Source organism: Nonomuraea sp. K271 (assembly GCF_009908215.1).
Lineage (GTDB): Bacteria > Actinomycetota > Actinomycetes > Streptosporangiales > Streptosporangiaceae > Nonomuraea > Nonomuraea longispora.
Map to the genome: position 1 here is coordinate 1 of NZ_JAAAHR010000222.1, position 12,603 is coordinate 12,603.

Annotated in this window: 16 protein-coding genes; 9 read left to right on the forward strand and 7 right to left on the reverse strand. The window is 69.9% G+C overall.

Translation table 11 applies throughout. The annotated features are described in order from the left end of the window. Both GUY59_RS50345 and GUY59_RS42630 read right to left on the reverse strand, forming a co-directional pair. On the reverse strand, positions 1 to 827 hold an 827-nt coding region (locus tag GUY59_RS50345), incomplete at its 3' end, for a formyltransferase family protein (RefSeq protein ID WP_330849295.1). A 534-nt stretch (positions 828 to 1,361) separates the two neighbouring features. Continuing rightward, positions 1,362 to 1,616: a hypothetical protein gene (locus GUY59_RS42630; RefSeq protein WP_132342216.1), complete on the reverse strand. Its 255-nt coding sequence runs from the start codon at positions 1,614 to 1,616 to the stop codon at positions 1,362 to 1,364. Between the two features lie 193 nt (positions 1,617 to 1,809). Between GUY59_RS42630 and GUY59_RS42635 the strand changes: the two genes are divergently transcribed. Next, a complete protein-coding gene (locus GUY59_RS42635; RefSeq protein ID WP_138208596.1) occupies positions 1,810 to 2,073 on the forward strand; it encodes a hypothetical protein in 264 nt (87 codons plus the stop codon). Here GUY59_RS42635 and GUY59_RS42640 read toward each other — a convergent pair. Then, positions 2,070 to 2,495 (reverse strand): nuclear transport factor 2 family protein, encoded by a 426-nt coding sequence (locus GUY59_RS42640; RefSeq protein ID WP_138208595.1) that lies wholly within the window; start codon positions 2,493 to 2,495, stop codon positions 2,070 to 2,072. The genes GUY59_RS42635 and GUY59_RS42640 overlap by 4 nt on opposite strands. 139 nt (positions 2,496 to 2,634) lie before the next feature. On the opposite strand from GUY59_RS42640, the gene GUY59_RS42645 reads away from it, so the two are divergent. Next, entirely contained in the window at positions 2,635 to 3,111 is a 477-nt protein-coding gene (locus GUY59_RS42645) for an ATP-binding protein (RefSeq protein ID WP_132341934.1), read from the forward strand. A 9-nt stretch (positions 3,112 to 3,120) separates the two neighbouring features. On the opposite strand, the gene GUY59_RS51075 is transcribed toward GUY59_RS42645, so the two are convergent. The 4 genes from GUY59_RS51075 to GUY59_RS42665 form a co-directional block, all read right to left on the reverse strand. After that, positions 3,121 to 5,478 (reverse strand): ATP-binding protein, encoded by a 2,358-nt coding sequence (locus GUY59_RS51075; protein ID WP_138208594.1) that lies wholly within the window; start codon positions 5,476 to 5,478, stop codon positions 3,121 to 3,123. A 143-nt stretch (positions 5,479 to 5,621) separates the two neighbouring features. Continuing rightward, positions 5,622 to 6,602: an FkbM family methyltransferase gene (locus GUY59_RS42655; RefSeq protein ID WP_161715005.1), complete on the reverse strand. Its 981-nt coding sequence runs from the start codon at positions 6,600 to 6,602 to the stop codon at positions 5,622 to 5,624. 102 nt (positions 6,603 to 6,704) lie between these two features. Continuing rightward, a complete protein-coding gene (locus GUY59_RS42660) occupies positions 6,705 to 7,121 on the reverse strand; it encodes an ATP-binding protein (RefSeq protein WP_171055625.1) in 417 nt (138 codons plus the stop codon). After that, positions 7,118 to 7,315, reverse strand: coding sequence for a DUF5999 family protein (locus GUY59_RS42665; protein ID WP_132340472.1), 198 nt, complete (start codon positions 7,313 to 7,315; stop codon positions 7,118 to 7,120). Before GUY59_RS42665 ends, GUY59_RS42660 begins: the two co-directional genes overlap by 4 nt. 308 nt (positions 7,316 to 7,623) lie before the next feature. Between GUY59_RS42665 and GUY59_RS42670 the strand changes: the two genes are divergently transcribed. The 7 genes from GUY59_RS42670 to GUY59_RS42705 all read left to right on the forward strand — a co-directional run bounded on the left by GUY59_RS42670 (position 7,624) and on the right by GUY59_RS42705 (position 12,564). After that, positions 7,624 to 7,959, forward strand: a complete 336-nt coding sequence (locus GUY59_RS42670) for an ArsR/SmtB family transcription factor (protein WP_138208459.1) — start codon at positions 7,624 to 7,626, stop codon at positions 7,957 to 7,959. A gap of 12 nt (positions 7,960 to 7,971) precedes the next feature. Further along, positions 7,972 to 9,201, forward strand: a complete 1,230-nt coding sequence (gene arsM, locus GUY59_RS48025; protein WP_201762016.1) for an arsenite methyltransferase — start codon at positions 7,972 to 7,974, stop codon at positions 9,199 to 9,201. A gap of 204 nt (positions 9,202 to 9,405) precedes the next feature. Then, the gene (locus GUY59_RS42685) at positions 9,406 to 9,828 is read left to right on the forward strand and encodes an ArsR/SmtB family transcription factor (protein WP_442939087.1); all 423 of its coding nucleotides are present in this window, start codon (positions 9,406 to 9,408) and stop codon (positions 9,826 to 9,828) included. Next, positions 9,828 to 10,922 carry an ACR3 family arsenite efflux transporter gene (arsB, locus tag GUY59_RS42690; protein WP_138208458.1) on the forward strand — a complete coding sequence of 365 codons (1,095 nt, stop codon included), beginning with the start codon at positions 9,828 to 9,830 and terminating at the stop codon, positions 10,920 to 10,922. Before GUY59_RS42685 ends, arsB begins: the two co-directional genes overlap by 1 nt. Continuing rightward, complete coding sequence (locus tag GUY59_RS42695) at positions 10,915 to 11,334, forward strand: arsenate reductase ArsC (protein WP_289514366.1); 420 nt, start codon at positions 10,915 to 10,917, stop codon at positions 11,332 to 11,334. Before arsB ends, GUY59_RS42695 begins: the two co-directional genes overlap by 8 nt. Before the next feature lie 118 nt (positions 11,335 to 11,452). Further along, positions 11,453 to 12,208 carry a MerR family transcriptional regulator gene (locus GUY59_RS42700; RefSeq protein ID WP_138208457.1) on the forward strand — a complete coding sequence of 252 codons (756 nt, stop codon included), beginning with the start codon at positions 11,453 to 11,455 and terminating at the stop codon, positions 12,206 to 12,208. Positions 12,209 to 12,258: 50 nt separating this feature from the next. Beyond that, the gene (locus tag GUY59_RS42705) at positions 12,259 to 12,564 is read left to right on the forward strand and encodes an ArsR/SmtB family transcription factor (protein WP_138208456.1); all 306 of its coding nucleotides are present in this window, start codon (positions 12,259 to 12,261) and stop codon (positions 12,562 to 12,564) included. Positions 12,565 to 12,603: the final 39 nt, after the last annotated feature.

The window sequence follows — 12,603 nt, forward strand, 5'->3', positions numbered from 1 at the left end:
GCCACCAGCTCACCCAACGCCATCGCCGCCGGCAACTTCACCGCCCCCTCCCGCTCCAACCGCACATGCCCCACCCACACCGAACCATCACCCGTACACACCAACACGGCCCCCTCACGCCGCGCCACCACCTCACCCGGCACCCCACCCGGCAACTCCGGACCCCGATACACGTCAAACACCCGCACCGGAAGATCACACAACCGCGTCCGCCCACCCGGCGACCCATCCGCCGCCCGCACCCGGCGCACGATCTCCTCACTCGAATCCGCCCAGGCGAACTCCCGATCCGCATGCCGCATCGCCCGGCGCAGCCGCCCCCGCACCTCCGGCGAACGATAATCCAGCGGCACCGGCACGAACGACGCGTCCGCCGCCTTCCCCGCCACCTCCACCACCAGCTCGACCGCCGCATCGGCCACCGGCCCGTTGTACAACGCCGACTTACGCGGCGGCTCCGACGGCATCGCGAAAACCCGATACCCCCAGATCGGACCCGCGTCCATCTCCTCCACCGCCTGCAACGCCGTCACCCCCCACTCAGCCTCGGCATCCACGATCGCCCAATCCAGCGACGACGGCCCACGATCCCCAGGAGGCCCAGGATGAATGATCACCGTACGGTGCCCCTGCCACAACGCCGCCGGCACCCGCTCCTTCAAAAACGGGCAGATCACCAGATCCGGCTTGGCCAGCTCGGCCGCCTCCACCATCGCCTGCTCGGAGACGGCCAGCTCGACACTCACCTCATGACCCTCCCTCCGCAACGCCAGCCAGGCACGCTGGGTCAGGCCGTTGAACGCGGAGCAGAGCAGCAAGATACGCAACGCGGTACTTCCTTCAGGACAAGGGAGACGACACGACGCACGGGCACGGGGGACCGGACTCAGCCGGACGGGTGAACCCACTGGTCTCGGACATTACAGTCCGTCCCATATGACCCATACATGCCTTCGATGCTGACACGAAACTCACACCACCGCTGACACTTCACCGCAAAAACCCCTGCTGACCAGCCCCGATTAGTCCCATTTGCCCACAAACATCACGCTCTGCGACGTGGTCACACCCGTCGGCGACCGGCAGGGCAACCCGAGGAGCGGCCCGCGATCCGCCACGGCCGGGGGAGGACCCCCCGCAAAGGGCCTGCCTGACCACAACCGCACGCGCGCGTCCACAAGGGAGGGAATGACAGGAATGAGGGCAGGCCAGGAAGCCCGGCGGAACCGGCACGAACACCCGACACCACCGGACAAGTAGCGCGAAAGCTGGACACACCACCCGATACCAGACAGAATCCCTGTTCTGTCTGGTATCAGGAAAGGCTCCCGCAGGGACGCCAGGAAAGGGGCCGCCGGACCCTACAGGCGGTTGACGAACCTCGAGGCGGCCCGCTGGCTCATGCCGGTCTCGCCGCGTACGAGGAAGACGGCCTCACGGATCTGGCCGAGCGCCTTGAGTTCCCGCGCCTGGTCCACAAGATCCACACTGGGGTTCGGCCGGTTGCGCGGCGCCTTGGTGAGCCGTACGGCCCAGATGATCAACCAGATGACGGCGGCGGTGATGACGGCCGTCAGCGCGACGAGGCTCGGGGTGGTGACCTCCAGGGGTGACATGTGTGAGCGTCTTCCCGGGATGGAACGGTTTATGCGGGCCGCTTCCGTAGTTGCTTGATAATGAACATTATGTCAAGTAGAGGTGGTGCGGGGGTCTGACGGCTGGTTTGACGGCCTGTTGATTCGCTGTCCTTGGGGGTTTCCGGGGCTTAGGGTGGGGATTCTGCCATTCGCGCCGCGAGAGGAGCAGCACGTGGGGATCCAGTCGGTGTTATGCCAGGTGTGTCAGGGGGTTCTGCCCGCTTCGGGTAAGGAGGCGTACACGGCGTTGCGGGGGCGGCTGATCGTGTCGAACGGCTACTGCGCGGGCGGATGCGCCGAGCGGCGTGCCGAACAGGAGGCCGGGCAGGACGCCGTGCAGCCGGTGCATCAGCGTCCGGTGCCGCAGCCGGTCGCGCCGGTGGCTTCGCGGCCGGTGGCGGCTTCGGGTGCGGGGCCGGTCCGGTTGGCGCGTTAGCCGGTGTGGTGGCCGGTGTGGTGGCCGGTGTGGTGGCCGGTGTGGTGGCCGGTGTCCCGGTCGGTGGTGTGCCAGTAGTCGCGGGTGCGTACGGCGAGTCCGTCGGGGTCGAAGGTGACGAAGACGCAGCCTGCGAGGGTGGTGGGGCGGCCGTTGTCGAGGGCGTGGACCTGGAATTCGATGGCGGCGTGGTCGCCGTCGACGAGGGGTGCGGCGAAGGTGACGTGGGGGTCGGTCTCGCCGGTGAATGACCAGGTGATGTAGTCGGCGATGGCGTGTTTGCCCTGGTGGGGCGGGCGGAAGGGCATGCTGGTGTGGACGGCGTCGTCGTGGTAGAGGGCGATGATGGCGTCGGTGTCGTGGTGGGTCCAGCCGTGTTGCCAGGTGTCGGCGAAGCGTTGGGCGGCGGCGCGGGTGTTCATGGTGTTCATTGTGGTGGGCCGGCGTCCACGTGCCACCTAATAGGTACCTATATGGGTATTTCTCCCGTCTTGTGGTTGGGGGTGCGGCGGCAAGCTACGTGAGGACCACTCACCAGCCCCCGAGGGAGAGGATCGGACGTTGCGCGCCATCGACCGGCGAGGAGCCCGCCCCCGGACACCCGCCGTACGACTCCCCTCCCGCAACGCGCTCCTGGCCGTGGCCGACGCGCTCGCCGTACGCACCGGATGGGCGGGGCGCGAGCGTGAGGCGTCGTGGTCGTTGTCGGCGCGGCCGTCGGCGGTGCGTGCCGCGCGCCGGCTGGCCACGGCGCGGTTGTCGGCGTGGGGTCTGCACCGGCAGGCCGAGACCGCCGAGTTGCTCGTCGGCGAGCTCGTCTCCGACGCGCTGCGCCGTTGCGACGGCCGGATCAGGCTCGAACTGCGGGTGGAGGACGGGTTGCTGCGCTGCGAGGTGAGCGGCGTGTTCGCCGGTCCGGGTGCGCGGCCGGGCCCTGCGCCGCATCGGTCGTTGCTGGCGCGGCTGGCGTGCTGCTGGGGCGTCTGCGGGCAGGTGGCGTGGTTCGAGTTGCCGGCCGGCGGCGGCTGCGTGCACTGACCGGGCAGGTCACCCCCCTGCCGCGGGCCGGTCCTGGGTGCGGGCCTGCTCCCCTGCCCACGCCGCGATCTGGGAGCGGGAGCTGAAACCCAGTTTGGTCAGGATGTGCTCGATGTGACCTTCGGCGGTGCGCTGCGAGATCACCAGGCAGGCGCCGATCTCTTTGTTGGTCAGGCCGCGGGCCACGAGGTGGGCGATCTCGCTTTCGCGGCGGGTCAGCCGGTCTAGCCGCTGTCTGCCCTTGCCGCGGCCGGTGAGCGGCTCTTCCTGCAGGATGTAGGCGAGTGCCTCGTCCAGCGGCATGCGGGCGCCGCGTCGCACGGCCGCGCTGTAGGTGTCCTCCCCCAGTGCCTGACGGGTGTCCTGTTCGCAGGCGTCGTGGTGGCCGGCCAGGTGGCCGTAGCCGGACAGGGGTGCGCCGACGGACGCCCACACGGTCTGCAGGATGCCCAGCAGGCGGGCGGCGCGCTGGTGGCGGCGCTGGGTGGCGGAGATCCAGGCGAGCGCTTCGACGGTGATGCCGATGCCGAGGTAGTCGCCGAGGCTGCGGGTGACCGTCAGTGCCTTGCGTTGCAGGTTGGTGGCGCGGCGCAGGTCTCCTTGCCGCCATGCCTGGATGCCGAGTGCCATCATGGCGTACGCGCGGTGCCAGCTTTCGTGGTGGCTTTCGCACAGGGCCAGGCACCGCTCCCCCGCGGCGACGGCGGAGGGTGTGTCGCCGGCGTGGCTGTAGGCCAGGGTCAGCCGGATGAGCGACAGTGCGGTGCCGGCCGGGTCGCCGAAGGCCTGGTGCCGGGCCAGGGCCTGTTCGTAGAGGGTGATGGCTTCGGCGGTGCGGCCCTCTTTCATGGCGATCATGCCGGAGAACAGGGCGACGTAGCCGAGGACGTGCTGGTCGTGCAGCCGCTCCCCTGCGCGGCGGCTGTCGTGCAGCATGGTGGTGGCGGCGGGTTCGTCGGCCTGGATGATGGCCAGCCAGCCGCCGGCCCACAGGGCGCAGGCGCGTACGTCGTCGGGGACGTCGCAGGCGGCGAGCCCCTGCTGCAGCCAGCGGCGGCCTTCAGCCGGGTAATAACTGGTGGTCCAGTGGTAGAGCAGGTCGGTGGCCATGGTCAGGCCGGCGCGTGCGCCGTCTGGTCCGGTGTAGGACTGTTCGAGGGCGGTGCGCAGGTTGGCGTGTTCGAGGTGCAGGCGGGTGAGCCAGTGCACCTGCCGGGGGCCGAACAGGTCCGCCCGGGCCCGTGCGGCCAGGTCGCGGTAATAACCTGCGTGCCGCTCGCGCAGCCAGTCCTGCTGGCCTGAGGCGGCCAGGCGTTCGCGGCCGTAGGCGCTGAGGGTGTCGAGCATCCGGTAGCGGACGCCGCACGGGTGGTCTTCGCGTGTCAGTACGGATTTGTCGACCAGGCCGATCACCAGGTGGACGATGTCGTGGCGGTCGATTCCGCGGCCGGAGCAGATCGTTTCGGCGGCTTCCAGGTCCAGGCCGCCGGCGAAGGCCGAGGCCCGTTCCCACAAAAGTCGTTCTTCGTCCGAGCACAGTGCGTAGCTCCAATCGATGAGGGCTCGTAGGGTCTGGTGACGGGGCAGTTCGGCGCGTGATCCCGCGTTGAGCAGGCGGAAGCGGTCGTCGAGCCGGTCGAGCAGTTGCTGGGCCGACAGGGCGCGCAGGCGGACGGCGGCCAGTTCGATGCCCAGGGGCAGGCCGTCTAGTCGGCGGACGATGCGGGCGATGACCTCGCGGTTGTCCTCGGTGAGGGCGAAGGTGGGCAGGACGGCTCTGGCGCGTTCGGTGAACAGGCGGACGGCGTCGGTCTGGGCGAGGGTGGCGAGGCTGGAGCGTGGGGTCTGGCCGTCGGGCAGGTGCAGGGGCGGCACGGGCATGGCCTGTTCGCTGGGGATGCCGAGCGCCTGGCGGCTGGTGGCGAGGATGCGCAGGTCGGGTGCGGCGCGTAGGAGGGTTTCCGCGAGGACGGCGCATTCGTGGACGAGGTGTTCGCAGTTGTCGAGGATGAGCAGGGCGTGCTTGTCGTGCAGGTGGCCGGTGAGCACGTCGATGGGGGGTGTGGCGTGGCCGCGGATTTCGAGGGCTTCGACGACGGTCTCGGCGAGCAGGCCGGGCTGGTGCAGGGAGGCGAGTTCGGCGAGCCATACGCCGTCGCGGAAGGCTCGGCGTAGCTCCTGGGCGACGCGCAGGGCCAGGCGGGTCTTGCCGACGCCGCCGACGCCGGTGAGGGTGACGGTTCTGGATGCGGCCAGGAGTCGTTTGACCTCGGCCACTTCGTGCCGACGTCCGATGAAGCTGGTCACCTCTGCCGGGAGCCTGTTCGTGCGCTGCCCCTTGAAGGTGGTGGTGGTCACCGCTGTCATGGTGTGTGGGGCGATCGGCCGGCGGGTGGGCGTGGCGCCGGTGCCGTGTCGCCGTAACCCACAGTATGTGGCGGGCGGTGGTGCTGGGTGCCTGGTCAGGGGCTCCTGGCCGGTTTTTGACCCTTCCGTGGCGGTGGTGTGGTTCATGTGGAGGTGGTGTGCCAGGGGCGCAGGGCGTCGAGGTGGTCCTGGCGGCCGATCGCGACGAGGTTGGATCGGTAGAGGCCGATGGTGCCGGGGGTGTCGAGTTCGGCGCGGGTGACGGGCCGCAGCACGTTGTCGAGTTCGTCGATGAGGAAGATCCAGGGGTAGTGGGTGTGGACGAGGTCGAGTAGTTCGCCGGCTGAGCAGCCGCAGTTGGCCTGGAGTTCGGGGTGGAGTTCGAACAGCAGGGTGGGCTGGGCGGTGAGGGCGCCGGTCGCGCCGCGCAGGACGAAGCCTTCGTAGCCTTCGACGTCGATTTTGTTGGTGTCGGGTGTGGGGAGGTCGTGGCGGGCGAGGTAGGTGTCGATGGAGGTCATGGGGATGGTGACGGAGCCGGCGGGTGTGCCGACGTTGGCGGGGGCGGCGGAGTGTTTGCCGGTCTGCTCGCCTGACAGGTGCACGGTGAGTTCGCCGGGGGTTGCGCCCACGGCGAGGGCTTCGACGGTGACGCGGGCGGCCAGGTCGTTGTGGTCGAGGTTGCGGCGCAGGTAGGTGAGGTTCTCGGGTACGGGTTCGTAGGCGATGAGGGTGCCGCCGGGTGGCAGGTGGGCCGCGCCGGTGCAGGCGTAGACGCCGATGTTGGCGCCGACGTCGAGGATGGTGCGGCTGGCGGCGGCCAGGCGTTCGAAAAGGGTGACTTCGAACTCTTCGTAGTAGCCGGCCGAGACGGAGGGCATGATGGCGGTGTCCCAGGCGGGGCCGGTGAGGGTGAGGCCGCGGTAGCGGGCTTCGGCGTCGCGGCCGGAGGTGGTGGTGTGGCCGAGGCGGAAGACGGTGTGGTAGAGGCGGTTGACCAGTGGGAGGCGGCGGACGCTGCGGCCGCGCAGCAGGGTGCGGGCGAGTTTGCTGCGGTTGGCGGCTCTGGCCGCTCGCATGACCGTGACGGCGGCTTTCTTGCGGACAGGTTCACTGGAGGTCATGGTGTGAGTCTGCTGCAGGCGGCGGCCTGGTGAGCGCGGTTGCCGGGATTGCTCGGCGTGCCGGGGCCGGTTGCGTGCCGTACGGGGCGCCGTGGGCGCCGCTCAGCAGGCCTGCGCCTCGAGCAGCGGGCCGTCGCCGGACTGTTGCGGCAGCGGCAGGTCGAACCAGACGCGCTTGCCGCGGCCGGTGCGGGTGCTGCCCCAGCCGGAGGCGATGGCCTCCACCAGTTGCAGGCCGCGTGAGCTCTCGTCGTCGTGCCGGGCGGTGCGCAGGTGGGGCAGGTCGGGGCTGGCGTCCTCGACCTCGCAGCGCAGCAGCGCGCCGGTCAGCGACAGCCGCAGCCGGATGGGTCCGCGGGCGTGGCGTACGGCGTTGGTGACGAGTTCGCTGACCAGGAGTTCGACGGTCTCGCTGCTGTGGGGCAGGCCCCAGGCGAGCAGTTGCGCGCGTACGGCGTGGCGGGCGCGCGGCACGGAGGCGGGGCGCGGCGGCAGTGTCCAGGTGGCTGTGGTGTTCATGACACCTGCCCGGCGCAGGCGGGGGCGGAGGGGACGACGCTGCGGCCGTCGGGCAGCAGTTCGCCGGTGTCGTCGAAGAAGACCACCCCGTTGCACAGCAGACCCCATCCCTGCTCGGGGTGGTACGCCACGAGGCGCGCGGCCTCCCTGCCGGCGGCGTCCGCGGGCGGACATGGTGGCTGGTGCTGGCACATGACTTCGATCCTCGATTCCCGCTTCCCAGCGGATTGAGCTCAGACCACCAGACTGGCCTCTCCCCCCGCCCAAGAAAGAGGTGAAAAATCCCCATGTCGGTACCTGTTTTTGCGTACGTAGGTACCCAAAACCCCAGCTCAACCCCACCATGGCACCCCGGGCCGGCACCCCGCAACCAGGCCCGCCCGGCCGGCCCGCTTCGTACGGGCACGGGGATCGAGCCCCTATCGCGTACATGGAGCCTCCCCTGCGAGAGGAAAGCACGAGGCTTTCACTTTTCTTGTCTATCGAATATCGTCGATGGACGATGAACGAATCCAAGGAGCCCTTGCCGCGCGCGGAGGCCGAAGAGTACGCGAGCTGGTTCAAGGCCCTGGCCGACGCCACCCGTATTCAGATCGTGTCGCTGCTGGCCCGGCGGCGCGCGCCGATGAGCGTGGGCGAGATCGTGACCGCCTCCGGAGTGGGCCAGTCCACCGTCTCGCACCACCTGAAGATCCTGGCCGAGGTGCGGTTCGTGCTGGTCGAGCGGCACGGCACGTCCAGCCTGTATCGGATCAACGAGGCGTGTGTGAGCTGTTTCCCGACGGCCGCCGACGTGGTGATGGGCAACCCGGTCCCGGCCGCGCCCACCTGTGAGTGAAGGAGCCTGGTCATGGCGCACGACGAGATCATCGACCGCTACTCCGCCCTGGCACGCGCCGCGGACGTCGGCCAGAGGGTCGCCGACTGCGGGCCGGACGCCTTCGAGCAGGGCGGCTTCGGCGCGGCCGGCTACGACGACGTTACCGTGCTGCCCGAGGGGGCGGTACGGGCCAGCCTGGGCTGCGGCGACCCGGTGGCCGTCGCCGAACTGCGCCACGGCGAGAGGGTGCTCGACCTCGGATCGGGCGGCGGCATCGACGTGCTGCTGTCGGCACGCCGGGTCGGCGAGCAGGGCAAGGTGTACGGGGTGGACGCCAGCACGGACATGCTGGAACTGGCCCGGCGCAACGCCGAGCAGGCCGGCGCGGTCAACGTGGAGTTCCTGCACGGCACGATCGAGCGGGTTCCTCTGCCGGACCGGTCGGTGGACGTGGTCATCTCCAACTGCGTGATCAACCTGTCCGGCGACAAGGCGGCTGTACTGGCCGAGGCGTTCCGGGTGCTGCGGCCCGGCGGCCGGTTCGGCGTCAGCGACGTCGTCGCCGCGCACGTCCTGGACGAGCAGGCGCGGCAGCGGGCCGAGCAGCGCATCGGCTGCGCGGCCGGATCGCTCACCGTACAGGAGTACCGGGACCTGCTGGCCGCTGCCGGCTTCGTCCAGATCGCCGTCACGTTGAGCGCCGATCACGGCGACGGGGTGCGCTCGGCCATCGTCCGGGCCGTCAAGCCCGCCATCGGGCCCGGTATGGAGATCCGGCCGATGCGCGAGGGCGACGCCGCCGGCGTGCTGGCCATCTACCAGGCCGGGCTGGACACCGGCCAGGCCGGCTTCGAGACCTCCGCTCCCAGCTGGGAGGGCTTCACCGCGAGCCGGTTGCCGCATCTGCGGTACGTGGCGACCGATGGCGACTCCGGCGAGGTGCTCGGCTGGGTGGCTGCTTCGGCGGTGTCGTCCCGTCCGGTGTATGCGGGCGCGGTCGAGCACAGCATCTACGTCCACCCTGGCTGCCAGGCCCACGGCATCGGCCGCGCGCTGCTGTCGGCGTTCGTCGCCGCGGCCGAGGACGCCGGCGTGTGGACGATCCAGTCGGGCGTCTTCCCGGAGAACGCCGCGAGCCTGATCCTGCATCAGGCGCTGGGTTTCAGGATCGTGGGCAGGCGCGAGCGCATCGGCCGGCATCACGGCGTCTGGCGTGATGTGATGCTGATCGAACGCCGCAGCGCTGTGATCGGGGCCTGAGAGACCGCGAGGGCCGCTGTTGGCCCGGCGTTCACCCACGCGACCCCGACGGCAAGACGGTCGGGCAGATCCGCCCGATCCGCGACGGCATCGAACGCCGGGTCCGCGCCCTGCCGGCCGACATCGGCGTCCCGGCCGGCTGAGAGCAGGCTCACGTACCAGGCGGGCAGAGACGCATGTCAATATAGACGTACACCTATTTAGATGAATATCAATACGGAAGGGCAGTGGATGAAACTGCCGGAGATCCTGGAGTGCAGCCCGCCGCTGACCCGCGAGCCGCTGGACGCCGAGCAGGCGGCCGGGGTGGCGCGCGTGTTCAAGGCGCTGGGCGATCCGGTACGGCTGCGCATCCTGTCGGTCGTGGCCGGCCGCGCCGGCGGCGAGGTGTGCGTGTGCGACATCACCGACGCGGTCGAGCTGTCCCAGCCGACCATCAGCCACCATCTGAAGGTGCTCAAGGAGGTGGGGTTGCTGACCTCCGAGCGGCGCGCCTCCTGGGTGCACTACCGGCTGGTGCCCGGGACGCTGGGCGCGTTGTCGGCGCTGCTGGCCCTTCCAGCCAGCGGGTCCGCCAGCGGGTCTGCTGCGAGCCTGCCGGCCGCTGCAGCGGCGGTGCCGCGGTGATGTCGGCTCAGCCTGCACCGGCCACCGCGCCGCCGGTCGGCGTGATTGGCGCTCTGTCGGTGCTGGACCGGTTCCTGCCGGTGTGGATCGTCGCGGCCATGGGCGCAGGGCTGCTGCTCGGGCGTCTGGTGCCCGGCCTGGACACCGCGCTGGACACAGTCAAGGTCGGTGAGATCTCGCTGCCGATCGCGCTCGGCCTGCTGCTGATGATGTACCCGGTGCTGGCCAAGGTCCGCTATGACCGGCTCGGCACCGTCACCGGCGACCGCCGCCTGCTGATCTCCTCGCTCGTCCTGAACTGGGTGCTCGGCCCGGCGCTGATGTTCGCGCTGGCCTGGGTCTTCCTGCCCGACCTGCCCGATTACCGCACCGGCCTGATCATCGTCGGGCTCGCCCGCTGCATCGCCATGGTGCTCATCTGGAACGACCTGGCCTGCGGGAGCCGGGAAGCCGCCACCGTCCTGGTCGCGCTCAACTCCATCTTCCAAGTGATCGCCTTCGGCGCGCTGGGCTGGTTCTACCTGCAGGTGCTGCCCGGTTGGCTCGGCCTGACGCAGTCGGCGCTCGACGTCTCGGCCTTCGACATAGCGTTCTATGTGCTGGTCTTCCTCGGCATCCCCCTGCTCACGGGCTATGCCTCGCGCAAGCTGGGCGAACGCGCCAGGGGACGCGACTGGTACGAGCAGCGCTTCCTGCCGCGCATCGGCCCGGTCGCCCTGTACGGGCTGCTGTTCACCATCGTCGTCCTGTTCGCCCTGCAAGGCGGCACAATCACCTCTCAGCCTGGCGACGTGGCCCGCATCACGCTGCCGCTGCTGGCCTACTTCGCCCTCATGTGGGGTGGCGGCTTCCTGACCGGCCGAGCGATCGGCCTGCCGTATGACAGGACGACCACGCTCGCCTTCACCGCCGCCGGCAACAACTTCGAGCTGGCCATCGCTGTGGCGGTCGGCGTCTTCGGCGTCACCTCCGGTCAGGCCCTGGCCGGCGTGGTCGGCCCGCTCATCGAGGTCCCCGTCCTGGTCGCCCTGGTCTACGTCAGCCTGGCCGGCCGCCGCCTGTTCCGCACCACAGAGGAGTCCACCCGTGCCTGAGAGCGCCCCCGAGACCACCACCGGTAAGCCGTCGGTCCTGTTCGTCTGCGTGCACAACGCCGGCCGGTCCCAGATGGCCGCCGGATGGCTCACCCACCTGACCGCAGGCCGCGTCGAGGTCCGCTCCGCAGGATCGGCCCCAGCCGATCAGGTCAACCCCGTCGCCATCGAGGCGATGCGCGAGGTGGGCATCGACATCACCGCCGCCCAGCCCAAGGTCCTCACCGTCGACGCGGTCGAGGCCGGCGACGTGGTGGTCACCATGGGCTGTGGGGACGCCTGCCCTGTCTTCCCGGGCAAGCGGTATGAGGACTGGAAGCTCGACGACCCCGCCGGGCAGGACATCGAGGCCGTCCGCAAGATCCGTGACGACATCCGCGCCCGGATCGAGAAGCTGATCACGCAACTGTAGCCGCATCACATCAGGGCGGCGCGTGACGTCCGGTCGAGCGCCGTCAGACGCATGCTGCTCAACCCCCTGACACGAACCGGTTTGACCCTCACCCCACGTCAGCCTGCACAGTGGAGCCATGAGCTTCTCCGTAGGGCAGGTCGCCAGACTCGCCGGCATCACCGTGCGCACCCTGCACCACTACGACGAGATCGGCCTGCTCACCCCCGGCGAACGTACCCACGCCGGCTACCGCCGCTACACCGACGCCGACCTCACCCGGCTGCAGCAGATCCTGCTCTACCGCGAGCTCGGCTTCGGCCTCGACGAGATCGCCGTCATCCTCGACGCGCCCCACACCGACGAGCTCACCCACCTGCGCCGCCAGCACGAACTCCTCACCCGCAAGGCCGAACGCCTGCACGAGGTCATCGCCGCCGTCGAACGCTCCATGCAGGCCCACACGCTCGACATCGCGCTCACCCCCGAGGACCGTTTCGAGGTCTTCGGCGACTTCCGGCCGGAAGACCACGAGGCAGAGGTCCAGCGCCGCTGGGGCGGCACCGACCAGTACGCCGAAAGCCGCCGCCGCGTCGCCTCCTACACCAAGGCCGACTGGCTCCAGCTCAGGGCCGAGGCCGACTCCATCACCGGTGACCTCGTCGCCGCCTGCAAAGCGGGCCTGCCCGCCGACGGCGAGCACGCCATGGATCTCGCGGAACGCCACCGGGGCCACATGAACCGCTGGTTCTACACCTGCAGCCACGAGCTTCACCGGTGCCTGGGCGACCTGTACGTCGACGACCCCCGCTTCCGCGCCACCTTCGAGGAGCTGCTTCCCGGCCTGGCCGGCTTCGTCCGTCAGGCCATCCACGCCAACGCGCGCCGCGCCTGACCCCGTACATGCCCTTGCAGGCATATACCCGGGTCGGTATATTCGCCGTCATGCGCTTCGACGTGCTGGCCGACCCCGCACGACGCCAGATCCTCGACCTTCTCCTGCAACGCCCCCACCTCGTCGGCGAGCTGACCCATCACCTCGGCATCACCCAGCCCGGCACCAGCAAGCACCTGCGCGCCCTGCGCGAGGCCGGGCTCGTCACCGTCCGCAAGGACGCCCAACGCCGCTGGTACGAACTCCGGCCCCAGCCGCTCGCCGACATCGACGCCTGGCTCACCCCCTACCGCAGACTCTGGAACCACAGCCTCGACCGCCTGGCCGACCACCTCGACACGATGGACGACGCATGAACGAGACCCTCACCCTGCACCCCGACGGCCGCACCACCC